Here is a 23924-nt window from a genome sequence, read left to right as displayed (position 1 = left end):
AAAAACCCGGCGCCGCCGTCAGCGGGCACCGGGTCTCGGTGTCCTCTTTAGCGGCATTTGTTAAAGCGCCCGCAATCAGGAAACAAATCGGCGCTGGAGACTGGAGTATAGCCAGCGGCCCGCGGCCAGCGGCCCGCGGTCGCCGGCCGCAGCGGGTGTCCGCCGTGCCCGACGCGTCACCGTACTTGACCTAGGTCATGCCGGCGAGCGGATAGCCGATAACCGGGGCGTGAGTCCGATCCTTCACCCGCCCCTGCGGGGCCCGGCACGATGAACGCCGAGCCGCCACCCGGGGCGCCGGTGCATCCTGCCGATCCCGAGGCCCCGTCCACGAGGCAGGAGGAGTGGCGCAGCTTCCTCTTCCTGACGACCGTCACCGCGCCGCTGCTGGCGGTGCTGATCGTCGCCGGCTGGGGCTTCGTCGTCTGGATGGTCCAGCTCCTGACCGGGAACCTGCCGCGATGAGCACCGCGCCCCAGACCGCGGACGACCCGGAGATCCACATCGCCGGCGTGCTGGTGCAGGCGCGGCCCGAGGCCGTCGGCGCGCTGCGCACGGCCATCACCGCGCTCGCCGACACCGAGCTGGTGGGCGCCGGCGACGACGGCCGCATCGCCGTCGTCGTCGAAGGCGTCGGCGCCGCCTCGGTGCTGCAGGTGCTCGACGCGCTGCGCGAACTGCCCGGCGTGCTCAACGTCGCCCTGGTCTATCAGCACGCGGAGCCGCGCTCCGCGCTGCAGCAAGGAGTCACGCCGTGAACGCACCGATGGTCGTGCCGATCGCCCCGGAAGCCGATCTCGCCAGCCCGCCGCCGGCCACGCACGCCGCCGCCACCGTGGCGGCCCCGGCGCTGACGCGCCGCGACTTCGTGCGCGCCAGCGCCGCCGCGACGACGGCGCTGGCCGCCGGGCTGCCGCAGGAGGCCGGCGCGCAGAACGTCGTCACCGACGCCGCGCGCACGCAGCTCAAATGGTCCAAGGCGCCGTGCCGCTTCTGCGGCGTCGGCTGCGGCGTCAGCGTCGCCGTCAAGGACGGCCGCGTCGTCGCCACCCACGGCGACCCGAACTCCGAGGTCAACCGCGGCATCAACTGCGTCAAGGGCTACTTCCTCTCCAAGATCATGTACGGCGCCGACCGCCTGACGACGCCGCTGCTGCGCATGAAGGACGGGCGCTACGCCAAGGACGGCGAATTCCAGCCGGTCAGCTGGGACGTGGCCTTTGACACCATGGCCGAGCAGTTCAAGCGCGCGCTGAAGGCGCGTGGCCCGGAGGGCGTGGGCATGTTCGGCTCGGGCCAGTGGACGGTCTGGGAAGGCTACGCCGCGGCCAAGCTGTTCAAGGCCGGGTTCCGCAGCAACAACATCGACCCGAACGCGCGCCACTGCATGGCCAGTGCCGTCGCCGGCTTCATGCGCACCTTCGGCATGGACGAGCCGATGGGCGTCTACGACGACATCGAGCAGGCCGACGCCTTCGTGCTCTGGGGCTCGAACATGGCCGAGATGCACCCGATCCTCTGGACGCGCATCACCGACCGGCGGCTGTCGGCGCCGCACGTCAAGGTCGCGACGCTGTCGGTCTTCGAGCACCGCTGCTACGAGCTGTCGGACCTGACGCTGACCTTCCGCCCGCAGACCGACCTGGCGATCCTCAACTACATCGCCAACCACATCATCCAGAAGAAGGCCTACGACCGCGCCTTCCTCGACCGCCACACGCGCTTCGTCGTCGGCACCGACGACATCGGCTACGGCCTGCGCCCCGAGCACCCGCTGCAGCGCAAGGCCGCCCACGCGCAGGATCCGGGGGCGTCGCGGCCGGCGAGCTTCGAGGAATACGCGCGTTTCGTCGCGCCCTACACGCTGGACTACACGGCCGAGCTGTCCAAGGTGCCGCGCGAGCGCCTGCTGGCGCTGGCCGAGCTCTACGCCGACCCCAAGCTGAAGCTCACCTCGTACTTCACGATGGGCTTCAACCAGCACACACGCGGCACCTGGTGCTCCAACCTGCTCTACAACCTGCACCTGCTGACCGGCAAGATCAGCCGCCCCGGCAGCGGCCCGTTCTCGCTGACCGGCCAGCCTTCGGCCTGCGGCACCGCGCGCGAGGTCGGCACCTTCAGCCACCGGCTGCCGGCCGACATGGTGGTGACCAACCCCAAGCACCGCGCGACGGCCGAGGAGATCTGGCAGCTGCCGCCCGGCACGATCCCGGCCAAGCCGGGTTATCACGCGGTGCTGCAGAACCGCATGCTGCGCGACGGCAAGCTCAACGCCTACTGGGTGCAGGTCAACAACAACATGCAGGCCGCGCCGAACATCATGAAGGAGGCGCTGCCGGGCTACCGCAACCCGGCCAACTTCATCGTCGTCTCGGACGCCTACCCGACGGTCACGACGATGGCCGCCGACCTGATCCTGCCGACCGCGATGTGGGTCGAGAAGGAGGGCGCCTACGGCAACGCCGAGCGGCGCACCCAGTTCTGGCACCAGCTCGTCAAGCCGCCCGGCCAGGCGCGTTCGGACCTCTGGCAGCTGATGGAGTTCAGCAAGCGCTTCAGGATGGAAGAGGTCTGGCCCGCGGAGCTGCTGGCGCGCAAGCCGGCGCTGCGCGGCAAGACGATGTTCGACCTGCTGTTCCGCAACGGCGAGGTCGACAAGTTCCCGCTGTCGCAGATGGAAGCCGGCTACGACAACGACGACGCGCGCAGCTTCGGCTTCTACGTGCAGAAGGGGCTGTTCGAGGAGTACGCGCGTTTCGGCCGCGGCCACGGCCACGACCTCGCGCCCTTCGACACCTACCACCAGGTGCCCGGCCTGCGCTGGCCGGTGGTCGACGGCAAGGAGACGCTGTGGCGCTACCGCGAAGGCAGCGACCCCTACGTCAAGCCCGGCGAGGGCGTGCGCTTCTACGGCCACCCCGACGGCAAGGCGGTGATCTACGCCCTGCCCTACGAGCCGGCGGCCGAGGAGCCCGACCAGGAGTTCCCGTACTGGCTGTGCACCGGGCGCGTGCTCGAGCACTGGCACTCGGGCTCGATGACGCGGCGCGTGCCCGAGCTCTACCGCGCCTTCCCCAACGCCGTCTGCTACCTGCACCCCGAGGACGCACGTGCACTGGGCGTGCGCCGCGGCGAGATCGTCGAGCTCACGTCGCGCCGCGGCAGCATGCGCACACGCGTCGAGACCCGCGGGCGCAACAAGCCGCCGCGCGGGCTGGTGTTCGTGCCCTGGTTCGACGCCAGCCAGCTGATCAACAAGCTGACGCTGGACGCCACCTGCCCGATCTCGCTGCAGACCGACTTCAAGAAGTGCGCCGTCAGCATCCGCCGCGCCGGCGGCATGCCGCCGCAGGGGGGCACGATATGAAGCGCCTCGCGCTGCTGGCCGCGCTGGCGCTGACGGCGGCGCTGGCCCAGGCCGTCGACACCACCGACCCGATGCGCGGCGCGCCGATCGAGGAGACGACGCCGCCGCCGCCGCTGGTCAACTCCGACAACTCGGACATCCGCCGCGTGCGCAACTACGCGATGCAGCCGCCGGTGATCCCGCACAAGATCGACAACTACCAGCTCGACAAGAACGCCAACCGCTGCATGTTCTGCCATGCGCGCACGCGCACCCAGGAGAGCGGCGCGCCGATGGTCAGCGTCACGCACTACCTGGACCGGCGTGGCAACCACCTCGCCGAGCTGGCGCCGCGGCGCTACTTCTGCACCCAGTGCCACGTGCCGCAGGTCAACCTGCCGCCGCTGGTGGACAACCGCTTCGTCGACGTCGACCAGCTGCTGCGCGCCCAGCAGAACCCGCCGGCACCGCGGCGCTGACCCGGGCGCGCCACGATGCTGAGCCTGCTCAAGCGCTACTGGAAGGTGCTGGGACGCCCCAGCACCTACTACAGCCTCGGCTTCCTGACCGTCGGCGGCTTCGTCGCCGGCGTGCTGTTCTGGGGCGGCTTCAACACGGCGCTGGAAGCCACCAACACCGAACGCTTCTGCATCGGCTGCCACGAGATGAAGACCAACGTCTACGCCGAGCTGCAGAACACCATCCACTTCACCAACCGCTCCGGCGTGCGCGCCAAGTGCAGCGACTGCCACGTGCCGCACGACTGGACCGACAAGATGGCGCGCAAGATGCAGGCCTCCAAGGAGGTCTGGGGCAAGGTCTTCGGCAGCATCGACACGCCGGAGAAGTTCGAGGCCATGCGCCGCACGCTGGCCGAGCACGAGTGGAAGCGGCTGAAGGCGAACAACTCGCTCGAGTGCCGCAACTGCCACGACTACGACTACATGGACTTCACGCGCCAGAGCCCGCGCGCGCAGAACGCGCACAGCGGCCCGCTGGCGCGCGGCGAGAAGACCTGCATCGACTGCCACAAGGGCATCGCCCACCGCCTGCCGGACATGGCCGGCGTGCCTTAGCGGCCGGCGCTTGCCCACCTCAGGCCGGGGTCTTGGCCGGCAGCGGCCGCGGGGCCCACACTGCGCCCATGGCACAGCGTCGCCCACCCCCGTGAGCTGGTCGCACGTCGTCGGCGGCACGCGCCACGTCTTCGAGGACCTGCGCACGCTGATGGCGCGTGCGACGCCGGCACGCTCCGGCGACGAGCTGGCCGGCGTCGCCGCCAGCAGCCGCGCCGAACGCGCCGCCGCCCAGCACGCGCTGGCCGAGCTGCCGCTGGCGGCCTTCCTCAACGAAACCGTCGTGCCTTACGAGGACGACGAGGTCACGCGGCTGATCGTCGACACCCACGACGCCGCCGCGTTCGCGCCGGTGGCGCACCTGACGGTGGGCGGGTTTCGCGACTGGCTGCTGAGCGACGCAGCGACGGAACCCGTGCTCGCCGCGCTGGCGCCCGGGCTGACGCCGGAGATGGCCGCCGCGGTCAGCAAGATCATGCGCATCCAGGACCTGGTGCTGGTGGCGCGCAAGTGCCGCGTGCACACGCGCTTTCGCGACACGATCGGCCTGCCCGGGCGCATGGCGACGCGGCTGCAGCCCAACCACCCGACCGACGACGCCGCCGGCATCGCCGCCAGCGTGCTCGACGGCCTGCTGCACGGCAGCGGCGACGCCGTCGTCGGCATCAACCCGGCCGGCGACAACGTCGCCCAGGTGACGCGGCTGCTGCAGATGCTCGACGCCGTGATCCAGCGCTGGCAGATCCCCACCCAGAGCTGCGTGCTGACGCACGTGACGAACACGCTGCGCTGCATCGAGGCCGGCGCGCCGGTGGACCTGGTGTTCCAGTCGATCGGCGGCACCGAGGCGACCAACCGCAGCTTCGGCATCGACCTCGCGCTGCTCGGCCAGGCGCAGGCGGCGGCGCGCTCGCTGCAGCGCGGCGCGCTCTTCGACGACGGCGCCCGCGGCGACAACGTCATGTACTTCGAGACCGGCCAGGGCAGCGCGCTGTCGGCTGGCGCGCACCACGGCTGCGACCAGCAGACGATCGAGGCGCGCGCCTACGCCGTCGCGCGCCACTTCAGTCCGCTGCTGGTCAACAGCGTCGTCGGCTTCATCGGCCCGGAGTACCTCTACGACGGCAAGCAGATCCAGCGTGCCGGGCTCGAGGACCACTTCTGCGCCAAGCTGCTGGGCCTGCCGATGGGCTGCGACGTCTGCTACACCAACCACGCCGAAGCCGACCAGGACGACATGGACACGCTGCTGACGCTGCTGGGCGTGGCCGGCTGCAGCTTCGTGATGGGCGTGCCCGGCGCCGACGACGTGATGCTGAACTACCAGAGCACGTCCTTCCACGACGCGCTGTACCTGCGCCGTGTGCTGGGCCTGAGGCCCGCGCCCGAGTTCGAACGCTGGCTGGAGGCGATGCAGATCACCGAACCCGGCGCGCCCGACCGATTGCTCGCCGGCCTGCCGCCGGCTTTCGCCCGGATCGCCGGATGAACGACGCCGTCACCCCCGAACCCTGGCGGGCGCTCGCCCGCCACACGCCGGCGCGCATCGGCCTGGGCCGTGCCGGCGTCAGCCTGCCGACCGCCGCGCATCTGGACTTCCAGCGCGCGCACGCCGAGGCGCGCGACGCCGTGCACCGGCCCTTCGACGCCGACGCGGTCCAAGCCGGCATCGCCGCGCTGGGCCTGGCGACGCTGCGCCTGCACAGCGCCGCGCCCGACCGCGCGAGCTACCTGAAACGCCCTGATCTGGGCCGGCGACTGGACGAGGCCTCGTGCGCCCTGCTGCGCGAACTGCCGGCGCCCGAGCAGCCGCCGGACCTGGCGCTGGTCATCGCCGACGGGCTGTCGACGCTGGCCGCCGAACGCCACGCCGCGGCCCTGATCGCCGCGCTGCGCGGCAGCTTGCGCCGCGGCTGGCGTTTCGCACCGGTGGCGGTGGTCGAGCAGGCGCGTGTGGCGATCGGCGACGAGATCGGCCACGCGCTGGGCGCACGCATCGTCGTCATCGTGATCGGCGAACGCCCGGGCCTCAGTTCACCCGACAGCCTGGGCCTGTACCTGACCTGGGCGCCGCGCCCCGGTCGCAGCGACGCCGAGCGCAACTGCATCTCCAACGTGCGCCCCGAAGGCCTGCCGGTCGAGGCCGCGGCGTCGCGCCTGGCCTGGCTGCTGGACGAAGCGCGCCGCCGCCGCCTGAGCGGCGTCGAGCTGAAGGACGAAAGCGAACCGCCGGTGCCGCCGCTGGACCTGCAGGCGAGCTTCCTGCTGGGCGGCTGAGGTTCAGCCGCGCGGCGGCGCGGTGTCGATGAAGCTCTGCCGTGCGGCGAGCTTCTCGGCCAGCTTGGCGAGGTTCGGGTACGGGCTGCGCCAGTCGACTTCCGGGAAACGGAAGTCCAGGTAGCCCAGCGCGCAGCCGACGGCGACGTCGGCCAGCGTGTAGTGGTTGCCGGCGCACCAGGCGCGCTCGCCCAGCCCCTGGCTCATCGCCTTCAGGCTGGCCTGCACCTTGGTCATCTGGCGATCGATCCAGGCCTGCGACCGCTCGCCTTCGGCACGGCCGTTCCAGGTGGCTTCCAGGCGCGCGAGGATCAGCGCGTCCAGCACGCCGTCGGCCAGCGCTTCCCAGGTGCGCACCTCGACACGTTCGCGGCCCGACGGCGGGATCAGCTTGCCGACCGGCGACAGCGTCTCCAGGTACTCGACGATCACGCGCGAGTCGAAGACCGCCTCGCCACCTTCCATCACCAGACAGGGCACCTTGCCCAGCGGGTTGGACTTGAGGATGGCGTCCGTGCCCCAGACGTCTTCCAGCACGAGCTGGAAGTCCAGCTTCTTCTCGGCCATGACGACGCGCACCTTGCGGACGTAGGGGCTGGTGAGCGAACCGATGAGTTTCATGGGGGGAACGGGTTACAGCTTTGGGCTTGCCAGGGCCGATCGATTCTAGCCAAGCCCCCCTGAACCCCCTGGGGCACCCTGCCCCTAGGAACGTTGTAGCGTGAAATCCACGGTCACGGGCCGCCCCGGCAGCGACAGCTCGGCGCTGGCCGGCGCCATGCGCGACAGCACCCGGCCGCCACGCACCACCAGCAGGCGCTGGGCGCGCAGCCGGATCGCCTCGGCGGGCGAACGCGCCTGCAGCAGCACGAAGTCGGCGCGGCAGCCGGGCTCCAGGCCGTAGCCCTCCAGCCCCAGGATGCGCGCGTTGTTCACCGTCACCGCGTCGAAGCACTGGCGCATGCCGGCCTGTGAGGTCATCTGCGCGACGTGCAGCCCCATCGCCGCCACGTCCAGCATGTCGCCCGAGCCGAGCGAATACCAGGGGTCGAGCACGCAGTCGTGGCCGAAGCCGACGTTGACGCCGGCCGCCAGCAGCTCGGGCACCCGCGTCATGCCGCGGCGCTTCGGATAGCTGTCGTGGCGGCCCTGCAGCGTGATGTTGATCAGCGGGTTGGCCACCGCGTGCAGCCCGGCCTCGGCCATCAGCGGCAGCAGCTTGCTGACGTAGTAGTTGTCCATCGAGTGCATCGACGTCAGGTGCGAGCCGGTGACGCGGCCCTGCAGGCCCAGGCGCTGGGTCTCGTAAGCCAGCGTCTCGACATGGCGCGACAGCGGGTCGTCGCTCTCGTCGCAGTGCATGTCCACACGCAGGCCGCGGCGCGCGGCGATCTCGCACAGCAGCTTCACGCTCGCCGCCCCGTCCGCCATCGTGCGTTCGAAGTGCGGAATGCCGCCGACGACGTCGACACCCAGGTCCAGCGCACGCTCCAGGTTGGCGAGTGCACCCGGCGAACGCAGCACGCCGTCCTGCGGGAAGGCGACGAGCTGCAGGTCCAGATAGGGCGCGACGCGCTTCTTCACCTCCAGCAGCGCCTCGACGGCCAGCAGCCGCGGGTCGCAGACGTCGACGTGGCTGCGGATCGCCAGCAGGCCGCGCGCCACCGCCCAGTCGCAGTACTGCAGCGCCCGTTCGACCAGCGCCTCCTGCGTCAGCAGCGGTTTGAGCTCGCCCCACAGCGCGATGCCTTCGAGCAGCGTGCCGCTGGCGTTGATGCGCGGCAGCCCGTAGCTGAGCGTCGCGTCCATGTGGAAGTGCGCGTCGACGAAAGGCGGGCTGACGAGCCAGCCGCCGCCGTCGACGACCGGCGTGCCTTCGGGCGCGGAGAGCGCGGGGCCGAGGGCGGCGATGCGGCCGTCCTGGACCAGCAGGTCCAGGCCGCTGCGGCCGTCGGGCAGGGTGATGTTGCGAACGAGCATGAAGAGGTCGGCGAGGGGGGGAACGCCGCCGAGCATACGGCGCGGGCAGGCGCTACTTGGTGCCGAAGATGCGGTCGCCGGCGTCGCCCAGCCCGGGCAGGATGTAGCCGTGTTCGTCCAGGCGCTCGTCGATGGCCGCGGTGTAGACCGGCACGTCGGGGTGGTGCGCCTGGAAGTGGCGCAGGCCCTCGGGTGCCGCCAGCAGGCAGACGAAGCGGATCGACTTCGGCCGCGTCTCCTTCAGCCGGTCGACCGCGGCCACCGCCGAGTTGCCGGTGGCCAGCATCGGGTCGAGCACGATGGCGTCGCGCTCGTGCATGTCCTGCGGCATCTTGAAGTAGTACTCGACGGCGACCAGCGTCTTCGGGTCGCGGTACAGGCCGATGTGGCCGACGCGTGCGCCGGGCACGACCTCGAGCATGCCGTCGAGGAAACCGTCGCCGGCGCGCATCACGACGACGAAGACCGTCTTCTTGCCGTCGATGACCGGCGAGCGCATCGTCGCCAGCGGCGTCTCGATCTCGATCATCGAGGTCGGCATCTCGCGCGTGACCTCGTAGGCCATCAGCATCGACAGCTCGTGCAGCAGGCGGCGGAAGCTGTTCGTGCTGCGGTCCTTCTGGCGCATCAGCGTCAGCTTGTGCTGCACCAGCGGGTGCGTGACGTGGTGGACGACGGGCGTCATGCGGGCGTTTCCGGGGTTTGGGGGTCAGAAGATCGTGCCGTCGCTGTCGATGTCGACCGGCGGGGCGCCGTCGGCGCGGCGTTCGCGCGCGATCTGGCGGCCGGCGGCCCAGCTGCCGCCTTCGAGCACGCAGGCCAGCGGCAGCTCTTCGGCGCTCAGGCCCAGGCGTGCACGCACGCGCTCGGCGACTTCGTCGAGCAGGGTCACGGTCAGCGCGCGCCACTCGACGATGAACTCGTCGGCGGGCTTCCAGCGCCGCATCAGGTCGCGCGGGTTGCGCGCCAGCAGCACGCCGGCGTCGAGCAGCAGGCCGCCGTTGCGGTACTCGGGCAGGCCGGTCAGCGCGTCCAGCCCGCGGACCTGCACGCCGCACCACTGCAGCGGCTCGATCAGCGAGTACGCCAGCCACTGGCTGAGCTTGTGGAACGGCACCCAGCCGGGCGTGCGCGGGTCGACGACGCCGCCGGGCGCGGCGCTGCCGGCGAAACGGTGCGGCCAGACGTCGCCGGCGCGCTGGCCGGCGACGACGCTGCCGCTGGTCCAGATCGGCGCCATCACACGCAGCAGCACGCCGAGGATCTCGGCCGCCGTCACCTCGCTGCGCCCGCCGGCGGTCAGCAGGTCGAACATCAGCCCCGGCCGCGACTCGTGGCCGCTGCGCCCGCTCTCGGCCATCAGCACGGTGCCCAACCGCCCCAGCAGCGCGGCGCGGCCTTCGAGGCCGACCATCGGGTTGTCGGCCGTCACCTGGAAGAGCTCGGCCAGCGAACGGGCGTCCAGCCGGCGCAGCGCCGCGGCGTCGGCACGCAGCGGCTCGGCGCTCTCGAAGGCGAAGGCGCCGGCGAGGAAACCGCGGAAGCTGGCGACGCCCAGGCCTTCCGAGCGCGTGAAGCTGGCCGCCTCGTCGCCCTCGCCTTCGCGAAAGCGCCAGGCGCCGCCGGCCCCGGCGTCGAGCAGCACGCTGACGACGGCGACGTCGAAGTAGGCCCGGGCGCGTTCGGCCGGCGTCGCACGGCCCAGGCGTTCGTCGAGCAGCGCCCGGCGGTTCACGCCGCCGGCCTCGAAATGCCGCCAGCGGCTGTGAAAGGGGATGCGGCCGTCGGGGAAACGTTCGTGCGTCAGCGTGGCGACACGTTCGGCCACCTCGTCCAGCCGCGAACGGTCGAGCCGGAACCAGCCCGAGCGCCCGTCGGCCACCGCCTGCGTGATGGCCGCCGATCGCAGGCGGATCGTCGCCGGGTCGCGCAGCACCGCCAGCGCGTCATTCAAGGCTGCGTCCCTTCACCTGCGCCAGGTCGTCTTCGCTCGGCAGCCGGCCGTCGGGCGTGAAATAGCCGGCGGCAATCTTGGCCTCGATCTCGACCCGGGCGTCGGCGGGCACCAGCGCGTCGGGGATCTTCACGCGTTCGCCGACCTCGATGCCGCTGCCGGTGATCGCGTCGTACTTGTCGTTGCTCATGCTGACCAGGCGGTGGATCCTGCGGATGCCCAGCCAGTGCAGCACGTCGGGCATCAGCTCCTGGAAGCGCATGTCCTGCACGCCGGCGACACACTCGGTGCGCAGGAAGTACTTGTCCGCGCGGTCGCCGCCTTCCTGGCGCTTGCGCGCGTTGTAGACCAGGAACTTGGTCACCTCGCCCAGCGCCCGGCCCTCCTTGCGGCTGTAGGCGATGAGGCCGACGCCTCCGGCCTGCGCGCCCTGGATGCACTCCTCGATGGCGTGCGTCAGATAGGGCCGGCAGGTGCAGATGTCCGAGCCGAAGACGTCCGAGCCGTTGCACTCGTCGTGCACCCGCGCGGTCAGCGTCACCTCGGGCTTGGCGAGGTCGTGCACGTCGCCGAAGACGTACAGCGTCTGGCCGCCGATCGGCGGCAGGAAGACCTCCAGGTCGCTGCGCGTGACGAGCTCCGGGTACATGCCGCCGGTCTCCTCGAACAGCACGCGGCGCAGCTCGGCCTCGGCGACGCCGAAACGCTCGGCCACGCCGGGCAGCCACCAGACCGGCTCGATCGCGATCTTGGTCACCGCGGCGCTGGCGTCGGCCAGCAGGAAACGCCCGTCGACCGCCAGGCGCTGGAAGGCGATGGCCTGTTTGATCTCCGGCAGGTGCACCCGCGCCTTGGTCACGGCGATCGTCGGCCGGATGTCGTAGCCCTGCGCCAGGTGGCCGGCGTAGACCTGCTGCACGCTGGCGCCCCAGGGGTCGAGCGAGACGATGCGGCGTGCGTCGCTCCACTGCGGGTACGGGCCGATGGGGTCGGTCGGCGAGGTGTTCGTCAGGTCGGCGCGATGGCCGCGCGGCAGGTTGCCGGCGGCCACGGCCAGCGCGCGGTAGACGCCGTAGCTGCCGCTGTGCGTGCCGATGACGTTGCGCTGGCCGCGCTGCGTGGTGGTGCCGACGAGCGGCCCGCGTTCCAGCGCATCGGCCGCGCCCCAGCGGATGGCCGGCGCGCCGGCCGGGCCCTGGCCCGGGTGGGAGGTCAGGCGGATGTGCCGCTGGGGCGGCGGCGAGACGGACTCGGCGGGCATCACGTTCCTCGTGGACGGGCGGCCCACGATAAACACCGCGTCCGCCGGGTGCCTGCGGGTTTCCCCGCCTGCTTGAGGGAGCGCTGCGCAAGCAACGTGCCCAGTGGCACGCCGATTGCGCAGCAGCGCCGCGAGCCCACATCACACCAGGAGGATCCCATGGCCCGAACCCCGCGCCTGCCGGCGCACCACGCCGTCGCAGCCGCCGCGATCGCAGCGCTTCACCTCGGTGCATCCGCACAGTCCGCCGACGGAACCGACGCCGAAGCCGGCAAGCTGCAGACGATCAACATCACCGCCGAACGCCGGCTCGAGAACATCCAGGAGGTGCCCAACTCGGTCAGCGTGCTGCAGGGCGAGACGCTGGAGGTGCTCAACACCAGCGGCCAGGACATCCGCATGCTGTCGGCGCGTGTGCCCAGCCTGAACATCGAGTCCTCCTTCGGGCGCGCCTTCCCGCGCTTCTACATCCGCGGCTACGGCAACACCGACTTCCGCCTCAACGCCTCGCAGCCGGTCTCGCTGGTCTACGACGACGTCGTGCAGGAGAACGCCATCCTCAAGGGCTTCCCGGCCTTCGACCTGGAGCGCATCGAGGTGCTGCGCGGCCCGCAGGGCTCGCTGTTCGGGCGCAACACGCCGGCCGGCGTCGTCAAGTTCGACTCGGTGGCGCCGACCCAGCGCTTCGAGGGTTACGGCAGCCTGTCCTACGGCACCTACAACACCGTCAACCTCGAAGGCGCGCTCAACGTGCCGACCTCCGACACCTCGGCGCTGCGCGTGTCGGCGCTGAACCAGACGCGCAGCGACTGGGTCGAGAACGCCAACCCCGACGGCCCGACGCAGGACCTGGAGGGCTACCGCGACAGCGCCCTGCGCCTGCAGTGGAAGACGCAGCCGACGAAGGACTTCGGCGCGCTGTTCAACCTGCACGCACGCGACTTCGACGGCTCGGCGCGGCTGTTCCGCGCCAACATCATCAAGGCCGGCAGCAACGACCTCGTCGACGGCTTCGACCCCGACAAGATCTTCATCGACGGCGTCAACCGCTCCGAGCTGCAGAACTACGGCGGCAGCGCCCGCTTGCGCTGGGATCTGGGCCCGGTGGCGCTGTACTCGGTGACCGGCTACGAGACCGTCAAGACCTACAGCCGCGGCGACATCGACGGCGGCACGCCCACCGGCCCGGGCGTCATCTTCTTCCCGTCGGAGACCGCCGACGGCATCCCGACGCACGAGCAGTGGACGCAGGAGTTCCGCGTCGAGTCCACCGGCAAGGCGCCGCTGGGCTGGCAGGCCGGCGTCTTCCTGTTCCACGAGAACTTCGACTTCGAGAGCTTCGGCTACGACTCGCTCGCCGCCGGCAACCCGCAAAGCTCGTACGAACGTTCGCGCCAGAAGAACGACGCCTGGGCCGTGTTCGGCGCCACCACCTGGCAGGCGACGCCGGCGCTCTCGCTGCGCGCCGGCCTGCGCTACACACGCGACAAGAAGGACTTCGACATCCTCGAGTACTCCGGCGGCCTGGACACGCTGGACTCGATCAGCGCCACGACGCACGACAACAAGATCAACTGGGACCTGAGCGCGACCTACGCGCTGTCGAAGGACGTCAACCTGTACGCGCGCGCCGCCACCGGTTTCCGCGCCAGCAGCGTGCAGGGCGCCGGCGCCTTCAACGGCCAGTCGATCGCCAAGCCCGAGACCAACACCTCGTTCGAGGCCGGCGTGAAGGCCGACCTGTTCGAGCGCCGCGCGCGCGTGGCCTTCAACGTCTTCCGCTACACGGTGAAGGACCAGCAGCTCACCGCGGTGGGCGGCGCGGCCAACTCCAACATCCTGCTCAACGCCGACAAGGCCACCGGCCAGGGCTTCGAGCTGGACCTGCAGGCCTACCTGAGCGAGAACCTGCTGGCCACGCTGGGCATGGGCTACAACCTGACGAAGATCCAGGACAAGGACCTGGCGGTCTCGGTCTGCGCGCAGTGCACGGTGACCGACCCGCTGAACGCCGACGGCAAGGCGCTGATCGACGGCAACCCGCTGCCGCAGGCGCCCAAGCGCACCGTCAACTTCACGCTCAAGTACACCCAGCCGCTGGCCGCCGGCGACGTCTACGTGCTGACCGACTGGGCCTACCGCAGCGAGGTCAACTTCTTCCTCTACGACTCCACCGAGTTCACCGGCAAGTCGCTGCTCGAAGGCGGCCTGCGCATCGGCTACGTCTGGGGCAACGGGAAGTACGATGCGGCGGCTTTCGTGCGCAACCTGACGGACCAGGTCCGGGTCGTCGGCGGCATCGACTTCAACAACCTCACCGGCTTCATCAACGACCCGCGGACCTACGGGGTGCAGTTCAAGGCCAGCTTCTGACGACGATGAAACGTGTCCTCCTGGCCGCCGCGACGCTCGCGGCGGCGGCCACCGCCGGCGCCCAGCCGGCGGTGATCTACGAACTCGGCGCCAAGAACGACAAGTCCTTCGGCGAGGCGGCCTGGCGGGGCGCGCAACAGTGGCAGAAGGAGACCGGCAAGCCGTATCTCGAGTTCGAGATCGCCAACGCCGCGCAGCGCGAGCAGGCTGCGCGGCGTTTTGCCGAACGCGGCGCCGACCCGGTGGTCGGCATCGGCTTCCCGCAGGCCTCGGCGATCGAGAAGGTGGCGCGCGACTTCCCGAAGCAGCGCTTCGCGATCGTCGACATGGTCATCAAGCTGCCCAACGTGCAGAGCTTCGTCTACCGCGAGCACGAGGGCAGTTTCCTCGTCGGCATGCTGGCGGCGATGGCCAGCAAGTCGGGCAAGGTCGGTTTCGTCGGCGGCCAGGACATCCCGCTGGTGCGCAAGTTCCTCTGCGGCTACGAGCAGGGCGCGAAGTACGCCAACCCCAAGGTGCAGCTGCTGTCGGCGATGACCGGCACCACCAACGCCGCCTGGACCGACCCGCCGCGCGGCGCCGAGCTGACCAAGGCCCAGATCGCCCAGGGCGTGGACGTCGTCTTCAGCGCCGCCGGCACCACCGGCTTCGGCATCATGCAGGCGGCCAAGGACGCCGGCATCTACGCCATCGGCGTCGACAGCAACCAGAACCACCTGCACCCGGGCACGATGCTGACCTCGATGGTCAAACGCGTGGACCTGGCGGTCTACCAGGCCTTCAAGGGCGTGCAGCCGGGCGTGACGGTGCTGGGGCTCAAGGAAGGCGGCGTCGACTACGCGCTCGACGAATACAACGCGAAGCTGATCACGCCGGCGATGAAGGCCCGGGTCGACCAGGCCAAGGCCGACATCGTCGCCGGCCGGCTGAAGGTCATCGACTACACCGCGGCCAACGCCTGCCGCTGAGGCGGCGGGCGCCGGCTAGCGGTAGTCCAGCAGGCTCACCCGGACGCCGCCGCGCGAGACCAGGTACAGGTCGCCGGTGGGCCGCAGCGTGCGCTCCTGCGGCGCCGGCCAGGCCTCGACCGGGCGGCGGCAGCGTGCGTAGTCGGGCGAGGCCTGCGAGCGCGTGATCGTCAGCACCGCCTCGCGGCCGACGAGCGGCCGGCGCGGGCAGAGCACGACGTAGGAACTGCGCTCGTAGTGGCAGTACGGGTCCCAGACGCTGATCTGCTGCGTCTCGCGGCCGGCCTCGCCCTGCGGGCCGATCTCCCAGGCCAGGTCGAGCACCGGCGAGTGCGGGCCGATGCGCTGAGGCTGCACGACACGCACGCCGAGGTCGCCCTCGTCCTCGCGCTCGCAGCGCAGGACGAGGTGGGTGAGGCCGGTGCGCGCGGGCACCGGCAGCCGCGTCACCGACACCGCCGGCGGCGCCGAGGGCGCCCGCTCGGCGACCAGCCGGGTCATCCAGCCGGGCGTCTGGCGGCGCAGCGCATCGGCCAGCACGCCGGCGACGTAGCGCGCCCCCGGCGGCGTGGTGTGCACGCCCTCGAAGAGCGTGCCGCGCTCGGGCACCTTGCGCAGATCCAGCGCGGCGACCGGCACACCCAGGCGCTGGCACACACGCTGGTGCAGCGCGAAGCCGGGCATGGCGTTGGGCGTCGGGTGCTGCGCGTTGGCCAGGAACAGCGCCACCGGCGCGACGCCGGCCTTGAGCAGCGTCTCGTAGACGAAGCTGACCTCCGGCTCGTCGGCGGCCTGGCCCCGGCTGGTGTCCTCGACCAGCGGCTCGACGATGCACAGGTCGGGCGCCCAGGCCGCGACCGCCTGGGCCTGGATCAGGCCGCCGTCGGACAGACGGTTGCCGGCGAAGGTGAAGCCGCGCAGCTCGGCGATGCCCAGCGTGCCGGCAAGCTCGCGCCGCAGCACCTCGACATAGCCGGTGACGGCCCGGGTCTGGTGGTGGACGGACTGCGCGCTGACCGAAGCGCCGAGAACTGCGACTCGCATGAGGGAGAGAAGGCAAGAAAGGCCGCAGAGCGCCTGCGGCGGGCGGCGCAGCCTAGCGGCGCCCGGGCCGGGCGCGAAGCCGCCACCTAGGGGGGCATCAGTCCGGCAGAGGATGGCCCAGCGCCGCCGCGTGCGCGCGCACCACGGTTTCGGCCGCCGCGCGCTCGGGCTCGCCCAGGAAGGAGTGGCGCGCGGCCTGCAGCGTCATCGCCAGCAGGTCGGCGGTGCCCAGCGAAGTCTCGCGCAGCAGCGCCGCCGCTTCCGACGAGTGGCTCAGGCAGGACATCAGCCGGTTGTCGGTGTGATAACTCAGGCTCACGCCGGCACGCCACAGCGCGGTGATCGGGTGCGCCGCCACCGACGGCGCGGCGCCGGTGTGCACGTTGCTGGTCGGGCAGACCTCCAGGTGCAGCCCGGCGTCGCGCACGCGGTCCAGCATCTCGACGCGCGCCGGGTCGGACAGCACATCGACCACGCGAACGCCGTGGCCGACGCGGCGCGCACCGAGCTGCAGCGCCTCGAGCACCCGTTCGGCGCCGTCGGCCTCGCCGGCGTGCAGCGTCAGCGGCAGCCCGGCGGCGCGTGCCGCGGCCAGCGCGTCGGCGTGGTCGGTCAGCGGGTGGCCGTGCTCGGGGCCGGCGAGGTCGAAGCCGACGACGCCGCGGCCGGCCCAGCGCAGCGCCAGCTCCAGCGCGCGGAAGGTCTGCACCTCGGGCAGCTGGCGCATCGCGCAGACGATCAGGCCCGACGGCAGCGCGCTGCGCTTCAGGCCGTCGACGATGGCTTCGACCGCGGCGTCGCCGGCCACGCCGTGGGCCTCGAACAGCAGCGGCGCGACGCGGAACTCGGCCAGCAGCGCACCGTCGGCGCGGGCGTCCTCGGCGGCTTCGTAGGCGACACGCGCCAGCGCCTCGGGCGTGGCCATCGCCGCGACCGTCAAGGCGAAGCCTTCGAGGTACTTGGGCAGGCTGCCGGCGTGCGCGTTGGCGTCGAACCAGGCGTCCAGCGCGGCGACGTCGGGCGCCGGTGACGGCAGGCCGCGCTGCTGCAGCAGCTCGTGCAGGGTGGCAACACGCAAGCCGCCGTCCAGATGCTCGTGCAGCAGCACCTTGGGCAGCGCGTGGGCCAGCGGGGTGTCGGGGTCGTGCATCACGGCGGATTCAGCAAGCCCCGTGCCGCTTTGGGCCCGGCGAGGCTCGGCTTTTGCTACAGGACGTCTTGTATCCTGACCGCCCCATTCCCCACCGTCGTCGCGCCATGCCGCTCCGTACCCTCGCCGCACTCGCGGCCTGCGTCGCCGCCGTGCAGGCCGCCTGGGCCGCCCCGGCCGTCGTCTACGACATGGGCGGCAAGTTCGACCGCTCGTTCAACCAGTCGGCCTACGAAGGCGCCGAGCGCTGGAAACGCGAGACCGGCCAGCCCTACCTGGAGTTCGTCGTCACCAACCCGGCGCAGCGCGAGCAGGCGATGCGGCGCATGGCCGAACGCGGCGCCGATCCCATCGTCGGCATCGGCTTCGCGCAGGGCAGCGCGATCGACAAGGTGGCGCGCGACTTCCCCCAGCAGCGTTTCGTCATCGTCGACGCCGTCGTCACGCTGCCCAACGTGCAGAGCATCGTCTTCAAGGAACACGAGGGCAGCTTCCTCGTCGGCCTGATGGCGGCCACGGCCAGCAAGACCGGCAGCGTCGGTTTCGTCGGCGGCATGGACGTGCCGCTGATCCGCAAGTTCCAGTGCGGCTACGAGCAGGGCGTGAAACACGCCGACCCCAAGGCCAGGGTGCTGGCGGCGATGACCGGCACGACGCCGGCGGCCTGGAACGACCCGGCACGCGGCGCCGAGCTCGCACGCGCGCAGTTCTCGCAGGGCGCCGACGTCGTCTTCGCCGCGGCCGGCGCCACCGGCGTCGGCATCCTGCAGGCCGCACGCGACGCCGGCAAGCTGGCGATCGGCGTCGACAGCAACCAGAACCATCTGCACCCCGGCACGATGCTGACGTCGATGGTCAAGCGCGTGGACGTCGCGGTCTACAAGGCCTTCCAGGGCGTGCAGCCGGGTGTCTCGGCGCTGGGGCTGAAGGAAGGCGGCGTCGACGTCGCCATCGACGAGCACAACGCCAGGCTGGTGACGCCGGCGATGAAGGCCAGGCTCGAGCAGGCGCGCGCCGACATCGTGGCCGGCAAGCTGAAGGTCGTCGACTACATGGCGAACAACGCCTGCCGCTGATGCCGACGACGGGGACCGAGACGCGCGGCGCCGCGGTGCGCCTGCGCGGCATCCGCAAACGTTTCGGCGCGGTGCAGGCCAACGACGGCGTCGACCTGACGGTGGCGCCGGGCCGCGTGCACGGCATCGTCGGCGAGAACGGCGCGGGCAAGAGCACGCTGATGGCCATCCTCTACGGCTTCCACCCGGCCGACTAGGGAACGATCGAGGTCGACGGCCGCGAGGTGACGATCGGCAGCGCGCGCGACGCGATCGCGCTGGGCATCGGCATGGTGCACCAGCACTTCATGCTGGTGGACAGCCTGAGCGCGCTGGACAACGTGCTGCTCGGCGCCGAAGACGGCTGGCAGCTGGGCCGCGCGCGCGCCGCGCTGCGCACGCGGCTCGAGGCGCTGATGGCCGAGACCGGCCTCGTGGTGCGCCTGGACACGACGGTGGCCGAGCTGCCGGTCGGCGAGCGCCAGCGGCTGGAGATCCTCAAGGCCCTGGTGCGCGGCGCGCGCTGCTTGATCCTGGACGAACCGACCGCGGTGCTGACACCGCAGGAGACCGAGCAGCTCTTCGTCACGCTGCGCCGGCTGCGAGAACGCGGCACGACGATCCTGCTGATCACGCACAAGCTGAAGGAGATCCTGGCGCTGTGCGACGCGGTGACGGTGATGCGCGCCGGCCGCGTGGTGCTGGACGGCCCGATCGCCGGCATGACGCTGGACGGCCTGGCCGAGGCGATGGTCGGGCGGCGCGTGCAGCTGGGCCGTGGTGTCGACGCTGGCGCGGCGCCGGGCGAGGAACTGCTGGCCGCACACGGTCTGCGCTGGCGCGACGCACTGGGCGTGCCGCGGCTGGACGGCGTGTCGCTGTCGCTGCGTGCCGGCGAGATCGTCGGCGTGGCCGGTGTCGCCGGCAACGGCCAGGGCGAGCTGCTGGACGCGCTGGCCGGGCTGCAGGCGCCGCAGGAAGGCGAACTGGCGCTCGGCGGCCGGCGCTTCACGCCGGCGCGCTGGCTGGACCCGGCGACGGCGCACACGCTGAAACTCGCCCACGTGCCCGAAGACCGCCACGCACGCGGGCTGGTGATGCCCTTCCCGATGTGGGAGTCGGCGGCGCTGGGCCACGAGGCCGGCTACGCACGCGCCGGCTGGCTGGACGGCGGCCGCATGCGCGCCGACTGCGCGGCGATGATGGAACGCTACGACGTGCGCCCGCGCGACCCGGTGCTGCGTTCGTCCAGCTTCAGCGGCGGCAACCAGCAGAAGCTGATCCTGGCGCGCGAGACCTGGGGCGGCCCGAAGGTGCTGCTCGTCGGCCAGCCGACGCGCGGCGTCGACATCGGTGCCATCGAGTTCATCCACGGCCGCCTGCGTGCGCTGCGCGACGGTGGCGCGGCGGTGCTGGTCGTGTCCTCCGAACTCGACGAGATCCTGGCCTTGGCGGATCGGGTGCTGGTGATGGCCGGCGGCCGGGTCGTCGGGGAGCTGCCGGTGTCGGAGTGCAATGAGGCGGTGTTGGGGCGGTTGATGGGGGGAGCAGCTTCGTGACGCTCGTAGGTGTCGTTCTCCGGCATCGGCGCGCGGGCGCAGGGATCGCTCGCCTGCATTGGCGCGAGGCACGGCAGGGGGCCGCCGCCGGGGGCTCCGGCTCGCGGACCGGCGCTGCGCGCCGGCTTCGTTGCGCTGCTCGGATTCGGGGTCGCGCGGCCCAACTCGCTGCGCTCACTTCGTTCGCTCCGCTCAAACAGTCGGCCGCGAGTCAGATCACGATGCGCGCTGCGCGCGCCGACCCCGAATCCTCCGCTGCTCACCCGCGAAAGTCGCCCCCAACGGCGGCCCCCTGCCGTGCCCACCACGGTGGTGGCGTGCCCACGGTTCGCGCGCTACAGCGTGTCGGAGCCGGGCGTCGGGGCGTGTCCCGGAGTGAAGTATTAGGAGGAGGGCGGGCTTGCCCGCCCGGGGGACATGAACGCAGGGGCACGCCCCGGCGGCCGGCTCTCGCGCCAGCGGTGGCGGGCGGTCTTGCCGTGTCCTCTGGCATCGAAGGCCTGCGGACGCGCCGATGCATGAATGCGCGGCAGTCGACTGGAGCCACTGCATGACCCGCACCCCCGACCTCCCCCGCTGGGTCGACGTCGCCGTGCTGCCGCTGGTGAACCTGGCGGCGGCGCTGCTGGTGGCCGGCGGCGTGATGGCGCTGGTGGGCTTCGAGCCGCTGCAGGTGATGAAGCTGCTGGCGCAGGGCGCCTTCGGCAGCCGCATCGGCTGGGGCTACACGCTGTACTACGCGACGACCTTCGTCTTCACCGGGCTGTCGGTGGCCGTGGCCTATCACGCCGGGCTGTTCAACATCGGCGGCGAAGGCCAGGCGATGCTGGGCGGGCTGTGCGCCGGGCTGGTGGCGCTGGCCGCCTCCAGCGTGCTGCCGGCCTGGGTGATGCTGCCGCTGATGGTGGTGGCCGCAGCCGCCGGCGGCTGCGCCTGGGCGGCGGTGCCGGGCGCGCTGCAGGCCTGGCGCGGCAGCCACGTCGTCATCACGACCATCATGTTCAACTTCGTCGCCGCGGCGCTGCTGGGCTGGCTGCTCGTCGGGCCGCTGAAGGAGCCCGGCAACATGACACCCGAAAGCGCCGCCTTCGCCGACTCGGCGCACCTGCCGGGGCTGCACGAGGCGCTGGGCTGGATCGGCGTCGAGTGGCCGAAGACGCCGCTGAACCTGTCGCTGCTGCTCGCCGCGGCCGCCGCCGTCGGCGTCTGGGCGCTGCTGTGGAAGACGCGCGCCGGCTACGCCATCCGCGCCGTCGGCTTCGCCCCCGAGGCGGCGCGTTATGCCGGCATCGCGCCCCAGCGCACGGTGCTGCTGGCGATGGCGATCTCGGGTGCGCTGGCCGGGCTGGTGGGGGTCAACGAGATCGCCGGCGTGCACGGCCGGCTGATCCCCGACTTCGTCGCCGGCGCCGGCTTCGTCGGCATCGCCGTCAGCCTGATCGGGCGCAACCACCCGCTGGGCATCGTGCTCGCGTCGCTGCTGTTCGGCGCGCTGTACCAGGGCGGCGCCGAGCTGGCCTTCGAGCTGCCCGGTTTCTCGCGAGACATGGTCGTGCTGCTGCAGGGGCTGGTGGTGCTGTTCGCCGGGGCGATGTCGCGCATCGGCGCGCCGGCGCTGGCGCGGCTGTTCGGGAGGCCGGCACGTGGATGAACTGGCGATCGGCTCGCTGGTGGCGAGCACGCTGCGGGTGTCGGTGCCGCTGATCCTGTGCGCGCTGGCCGGGCTGCTGTCCGAACGGGCCGGCGTCATCGACCTGGGCCTCGAAGGCAAGATGCTCGCGACCGCCTTCGCCGCCGCCACCACCGGCGCGGTGACGCAGTCGCTGCCGGCGGCGCTGGCCGTGGCGCTGGCCGTCGGCCTGGCCTTGTCGATGCTGCAGGGCTACGCCTGCGTCACGCACGGCGGCGACCAGGTCGTGTTCGGCATGGCGATCACGATGACCGCCGCCGGCGCCACCGTCGTGCTCGGGCTGGCCTGGTTTCAGCAGGGCGGGCAGACGCCGCCGCTGGACGACACGGTGCGCCTGGGCCCGTGGTTCAGCGCGCTGGGCGAGCAGGTGGCGCGGCTGCCCGGCATCGGCCCGGGGCTGGCGCTGGCGCTGTTCGGCCACACGGCGCTGGTCTACGGCGCGCTGGCGCTGGTGGCCGCCGTCTGGTGGCTGCTGTGGCGCACACGTTTCGGGCTGCGGCTGCGCGCCGTCGGCGAGAACCCGGCGATGGTCGACGCCGCCGGTGTCGGCGTCGCGCGGCTGCGCTACCAGGCGCTGGCGCTCAACGGCCTGCTGTCGGCGCTGGCCGGCTGCTCGCTGGTGCTGGCGCAGAACCCGTCGTTCATCCCGAACATGACCGCCGGCCGCGGCTACATGGCGCTGGCGGCGATGATCTTCGGCAAGTGGCACCCGGCCGGCGCGCTGGCGGCCTGCCTGCTGTTCGGGTTTCTCGACGCGGTGTCGATCCGGCTGCAGGGCGCCGAGCTGCCGCTGGTCGGCACGGTGCCGGTGCAGGCCATCCAGGCGCTGCCCTATCTGCTGACGGTGGTGCTGCTGGCCGGCTTCATCGGCCGCTCGCGCGCGCCGGCGGCGCTGGGCCGGCCTTACGTGAAGGAGCGCTGATGCACACCCCCGACGACGAGACGATGCAGCGCCTGGTCGACGCCGCGCGTGCGGTGCGCCTGAACGCCTACGCGCCCTACTCGCGCTTTGCCGTCGGCGCCGCGCTGCTGGACGCCGAAGGCCGTGTGCACGCCGGCGCCAACGTCGAGAACGCCGCCTACCCGCAGGGCTGGTGCGCCGAGACCTCGGCGCTGGCGGCGATGGTGGCCGCCGGCGGCCGGCGCGTGCGCGCGGTCGTCGTCGCCGGCGCCGGGCCGCGGCCGCTGACGCCCTGCGGCGGCTGCCGCCAGAAGCTGCGCGAGTTCGCCGCCGACGACTGCCCCGTCTGGAGCGCCGACGAACACGGCATCACCGCCCGCCACACGCTGGGCGCGCTGCTGCCCGCGGCCTTCGGGCCCGACCATCTGCAGGAGAACACGCCATGAACGAGAGCATCGCCGCCAGCGTGCAGCGCCTGGCCGCGCTGGGCCCGGCGCCCGCCGTCGCCGTCGTGCTGGGCAGCGGCTGGGACGGCATCGCCGCGCTGGTCGACGACCCGGTCGACGTGCCGTATGCCGAGCTGCCCGCCTTCCCGCGGCTGAGCGTGGCCGGCCACGCCGGCGTGCTGCGCGCCGGGCGCGTGGGCGGCACGCCGGTGTGGCTGCTACGCGGGCGCAAGCATGCCTACGAAGACGGCGACGCGGCGGGCATGAAGGGCGCCATCCGCACGCTGGCCGCCGCCGGCTGCCGCACGCTGGTGCTGAGCAACGCCGCCGGCAGCCTGGACGCGGCGATGCCGCCGGGCTCGCTGATGCTGATCGCCGACCACCTGAACGTCGTGCAGCGCACGCCGCTGCACGGCGAGCCGGGCAACGACCGTTTCGTCGACATGGGCCGCGCCTACGACCCGGCGCTGCGCGAGCTGGCGCGCCAGGTGGCCGCAGGCCAGGGCATCACGCTGCCCGAAGGCGTCTACGCCTGGGTGCTGGGGCCGCAGTTCGAGACCCCGGCCGAGATCCGCATGCTGGCGGCGATGGGCGCGCAGGCGGTGGGCATGAGCACCGTGCCCGAGACCATCCTGGCGCGCCACGCCGGGCTGCGCGTGCTGGGGCTGTCGATGTTCACCAACATGGCCGCCGGCCTGTCGGCCGAGACGCTGAGCCACGAGCACACGATGGCCGTGGCGCGCGGCGGCGCAGCCGACGCGGCGCGGCTGCTGGCGGCGCTGCTGCCGGTGCTGGCGGCGGCCTGAAACGGCTTCAGCCCTCGCGCGTGAAATCGCGCTCG

At 71.9% G+C, this 23924-nt stretch carries 22 protein-coding genes, 1 pseudogene and 1 riboswitch; of the genes and pseudogenes, 16 read left to right on the top strand and 7 right to left on the bottom strand.

Annotated elements, in window-relative coordinates:
• Positions 1-26: 26 nt before the first annotated feature.
• Positions 27-104, bottom strand: a riboswitch (SAM riboswitch).
• A gap of 196 nt (positions 105-300) precedes the next feature.
• The 7 genes from EV684_RS16990 to eutC all read left to right on the top strand — a co-directional run bounded on the left by EV684_RS16990 (position 301) and on the right by eutC (position 6702).
• The gene (locus EV684_RS16990; RefSeq protein WP_243651200.1) at positions 301-465 is read left to right on the top strand and encodes a periplasmic nitrate reductase, NapE protein; all 165 of its coding nucleotides are present in this window, start codon (positions 301-303) and stop codon (positions 463-465) included.
• Complete coding sequence (locus EV684_RS16985) at positions 462-758, top strand: chaperone NapD (protein WP_132648482.1); 297 nt, start codon at positions 462-464, stop codon at positions 756-758. The genes EV684_RS16990 and EV684_RS16985 overlap by 4 nt, the downstream gene beginning before the upstream one ends.
• 92 nt (positions 759-850) lie before the next feature.
• Positions 851-3370: a periplasmic nitrate reductase subunit alpha gene (napA, locus tag EV684_RS16980; protein ID WP_132648614.1), complete on the top strand. Its 2520-nt coding sequence runs from the start codon at positions 851-853 to the stop codon at positions 3368-3370.
• The gene (locus tag EV684_RS16975) at positions 3367-3828 is read left to right on the top strand and encodes a nitrate reductase cytochrome c-type subunit (RefSeq protein WP_132648481.1); all 462 of its coding nucleotides are present in this window, start codon (positions 3367-3369) and stop codon (positions 3826-3828) included. The genes napA and EV684_RS16975 overlap by 4 nt, the downstream gene beginning before the upstream one ends.
• Positions 3829-3843: 15 nt before the next feature.
• A complete protein-coding gene (locus tag EV684_RS16970; RefSeq protein WP_132648480.1) occupies positions 3844-4425 on the top strand; it encodes a NapC/NirT family cytochrome c in 582 nt (193 codons plus the stop codon).
• Positions 4426-4576: 151 nt separating this feature from the next.
• On the top strand, positions 4577-5914 hold the full coding sequence (locus tag EV684_RS16965) for an ethanolamine ammonia-lyase subunit EutB (protein ID WP_242478426.1): 1338 nt from the start codon (positions 4577-4579) through the stop codon (positions 5912-5914).
• Positions 5911-6702, top strand: a complete 792-nt coding sequence (eutC, locus tag EV684_RS16960; RefSeq protein WP_132648478.1) for an ethanolamine ammonia-lyase subunit EutC — start codon at positions 5911-5913, stop codon at positions 6700-6702. The genes EV684_RS16965 and eutC overlap by 4 nt, the downstream gene beginning before the upstream one ends.
• 3 nt (positions 6703-6705) lie before the next feature.
• Here eutC and EV684_RS16955 read toward each other — a convergent pair whose 3' ends face one another.
• From EV684_RS16955 to EV684_RS16935, 5 genes are all read right to left on the bottom strand, one after another.
• Positions 6706-7323: a glutathione S-transferase family protein gene (locus tag EV684_RS16955; RefSeq protein ID WP_132648477.1), complete on the bottom strand. Its 618-nt coding sequence runs from the start codon at positions 7321-7323 to the stop codon at positions 6706-6708.
• Between the two features lie 84 nt (positions 7324-7407).
• The gene (locus tag EV684_RS16950; RefSeq protein ID WP_132648476.1) at positions 7408-8682 is read right to left on the bottom strand and encodes an amidohydrolase family protein; all 1275 of its coding nucleotides are present in this window, start codon (positions 8680-8682) and stop codon (positions 7408-7410) included.
• 52 nt (positions 8683-8734) lie between these two features.
• Entirely contained in the window at positions 8735-9367 is a 633-nt protein-coding gene (upp, locus tag EV684_RS16945; RefSeq protein ID WP_132648475.1) for a uracil phosphoribosyltransferase, read from the bottom strand.
• A gap of 24 nt (positions 9368-9391) precedes the next feature.
• Complete coding sequence (locus EV684_RS16940; protein ID WP_132648474.1) at positions 9392-10636, bottom strand: URC4/urg3 family protein; 1245 nt, start codon at positions 10634-10636, stop codon at positions 9392-9394.
• Positions 10629-11897 carry a GTP cyclohydrolase II gene (locus tag EV684_RS16935; RefSeq protein WP_132648473.1) on the bottom strand — a complete coding sequence of 423 codons (1269 nt, stop codon included), beginning with the start codon at positions 11895-11897 and terminating at the stop codon, positions 10629-10631. Before EV684_RS16935 ends, EV684_RS16940 begins: the two co-directional genes overlap by 8 nt.
• A gap of 159 nt (positions 11898-12056) precedes the next feature.
• Between EV684_RS16935 and EV684_RS16930 the strand changes: the two genes are divergently transcribed.
• Together EV684_RS16930 and EV684_RS16925 are read left to right on the top strand one after the other, a co-directional pair.
• Positions 12057-14270 carry a TonB-dependent receptor gene (locus EV684_RS16930; RefSeq protein ID WP_132648472.1) on the top strand — a complete coding sequence of 738 codons (2214 nt, stop codon included), beginning with the start codon at positions 12057-12059 and terminating at the stop codon, positions 14268-14270.
• A gap of 5 nt (positions 14271-14275) precedes the next feature.
• Positions 14276-15238, top strand: a complete 963-nt coding sequence (locus tag EV684_RS16925; RefSeq protein ID WP_132648471.1) for a BMP family lipoprotein — start codon at positions 14276-14278, stop codon at positions 15236-15238.
• A 15-nt stretch (positions 15239-15253) separates the two neighbouring features.
• On the opposite strand, the gene EV684_RS16920 is transcribed toward EV684_RS16925, so the two are convergent.
• Together EV684_RS16920 and EV684_RS16915 are read right to left on the bottom strand one after the other, a co-directional pair.
• Entirely contained in the window at positions 15254-16282 is a 1029-nt protein-coding gene (locus tag EV684_RS16920) for an SGNH/GDSL hydrolase family protein (protein WP_132648470.1), read from the bottom strand.
• 97 nt (positions 16283-16379) lie between these two features.
• Complete coding sequence (locus EV684_RS16915) at positions 16380-17432, bottom strand: adenosine deaminase family protein (protein ID WP_132648469.1); 1053 nt, start codon at positions 17430-17432, stop codon at positions 16380-16382.
• Between the two features lie 107 nt (positions 17433-17539).
• On the opposite strand from EV684_RS16915, the gene EV684_RS16910 reads away from it, so the two are divergent.
• The 7 genes and pseudogenes from EV684_RS16910 to EV684_RS16885 all read left to right on the top strand — a co-directional run bounded on the left by EV684_RS16910 (position 17540) and on the right by EV684_RS16885 (position 23889).
• A complete protein-coding gene (locus EV684_RS16910) occupies positions 17540-18508 on the top strand; it encodes a BMP family lipoprotein (protein WP_132648468.1) in 969 nt (322 codons plus the stop codon).
• A pseudogene (locus EV684_RS24425) lies at positions 18508-19026 on the top strand (ATP-binding cassette domain-containing protein); the annotation flags it as partial. The gene EV684_RS16910 and the pseudogene EV684_RS24425, both read left to right, overlap by 1 nt.
• Positions 19027-19167: 141 nt before the next feature.
• Complete coding sequence (locus tag EV684_RS24600; protein WP_310733568.1) at positions 19168-20046, top strand: ATP-binding cassette domain-containing protein; 879 nt, start codon at positions 19168-19170, stop codon at positions 20044-20046.
• A gap of 550 nt (positions 20047-20596) precedes the next feature.
• Positions 20597-21697, top strand: coding sequence for an ABC transporter permease (locus tag EV684_RS16900; RefSeq protein ID WP_132648467.1), 1101 nt, complete (start codon positions 20597-20599; stop codon positions 21695-21697).
• Positions 21690-22658: an ABC transporter permease gene (locus EV684_RS16895; protein WP_132648466.1), complete on the top strand. Its 969-nt coding sequence runs from the start codon at positions 21690-21692 to the stop codon at positions 22656-22658. The genes EV684_RS16900 and EV684_RS16895 overlap by 8 nt, the downstream gene beginning before the upstream one ends.
• A complete protein-coding gene (cdd, locus tag EV684_RS16890; protein WP_132648465.1) occupies positions 22658-23083 on the top strand; it encodes a cytidine deaminase in 426 nt (141 codons plus the stop codon). Before EV684_RS16895 ends, cdd begins: the two co-directional genes overlap by 1 nt.
• Positions 23080-23889, top strand: coding sequence for a purine-nucleoside phosphorylase (locus EV684_RS16885; RefSeq protein ID WP_132648464.1), 810 nt, complete (start codon positions 23080-23082; stop codon positions 23887-23889). The genes cdd and EV684_RS16885 overlap by 4 nt, the downstream gene beginning before the upstream one ends.
• The last annotated feature ends 35 nt before the right edge of the window (positions 23890-23924 follow it).

Origin of the sequence: Rubrivivax gelatinosus, assembly GCF_004340905.1 — a bacterium.
GTDB lineage: Bacteria > Pseudomonadota > Gammaproteobacteria > Burkholderiales > Burkholderiaceae_C > Rubrivivax > Rubrivivax gelatinosus.
Note: the sequence above shows the minus strand (reverse complement) of the source record. Positions and strands in the feature narration are given on the sequence as shown.

What these genes read in the sequence shown, in the direction of transcription:
- EV684_RS16920 (WP_132648470.1), bottom strand. Translation starts at nt 16,282, where the DNA reads ATGCGAGTCGCAGTTCTCGGCGCTTCGGTCAGCGCGCAGTCCGTCCAC.
- EV684_RS16985 (WP_132648482.1), top strand. Translation starts at nt 462, where the DNA reads ATGAGCACCGCGCCCCAGACCGCGGACGACCCGGAGATCCACATCGCC.
- EV684_RS16925 (WP_132648471.1), top strand. Translation starts at nt 14,276, where the DNA reads ATGAAACGTGTCCTCCTGGCCGCCGCGACGCTCGCGGCGGCGGCCACC.
- EV684_RS16910 (WP_132648468.1), top strand. Translation starts at nt 17,540, where the DNA reads ATGCCGCTCCGTACCCTCGCCGCACTCGCGGCCTGCGTCGCCGCCGTG.
- cdd (WP_132648465.1), top strand. Translation starts at nt 22,658, where the DNA reads ATGCACACCCCCGACGACGAGACGATGCAGCGCCTGGTCGACGCCGCG.
- upp (WP_132648475.1), bottom strand. Translation starts at nt 9,367, where the DNA reads ATGACGCCCGTCGTCCACCACGTCACGCACCCGCTGGTGCAGCACAAG.
- EV684_RS16935 (WP_132648473.1), bottom strand. Translation starts at nt 11,897, where the DNA reads ATGCCCGCCGAGTCCGTCTCGCCGCCGCCCCAGCGGCACATCCGCCTG.
- EV684_RS16900 (WP_132648467.1), top strand. Translation starts at nt 20,597, where the DNA reads ATGACCCGCACCCCCGACCTCCCCCGCTGGGTCGACGTCGCCGTGCTG.
- EV684_RS16950 (WP_132648476.1), bottom strand. Translation starts at nt 8,682, where the DNA reads ATGCTCGTTCGCAACATCACCCTGCCCGACGGCCGCAGCGGCCTGGAC.
- EV684_RS24600 (WP_310733568.1), top strand. Translation starts at nt 19,168, where the DNA reads ATGCGCGCCGGCCGCGTGGTGCTGGACGGCCCGATCGCCGGCATGACG.
- eutC (WP_132648478.1), top strand. Translation starts at nt 5,911, where the DNA reads ATGAACGACGCCGTCACCCCCGAACCCTGGCGGGCGCTCGCCCGCCAC.
- EV684_RS16970 (WP_132648480.1), top strand. Translation starts at nt 3,844, where the DNA reads ATGCTGAGCCTGCTCAAGCGCTACTGGAAGGTGCTGGGACGCCCCAGC.
- EV684_RS16955 (WP_132648477.1), bottom strand. Translation starts at nt 7,323, where the DNA reads ATGAAACTCATCGGTTCGCTCACCAGCCCCTACGTCCGCAAGGTGCGC.
- EV684_RS16930 (WP_132648472.1), top strand. Translation starts at nt 12,057, where the DNA reads ATGGCCCGAACCCCGCGCCTGCCGGCGCACCACGCCGTCGCAGCCGCC.
- EV684_RS16915 (WP_132648469.1), bottom strand. Translation starts at nt 17,432, where the DNA reads ATGCACGACCCCGACACCCCGCTGGCCCACGCGCTGCCCAAGGTGCTG.
- EV684_RS16965 (WP_242478426.1), top strand. Translation starts at nt 4,577, where the DNA reads ATGGCGCGTGCGACGCCGGCACGCTCCGGCGACGAGCTGGCCGGCGTC.
- EV684_RS16885 (WP_132648464.1), top strand. Translation starts at nt 23,080, where the DNA reads ATGAACGAGAGCATCGCCGCCAGCGTGCAGCGCCTGGCCGCGCTGGGC.
- EV684_RS16975 (WP_132648481.1), top strand. Translation starts at nt 3,367, where the DNA reads ATGAAGCGCCTCGCGCTGCTGGCCGCGCTGGCGCTGACGGCGGCGCTG.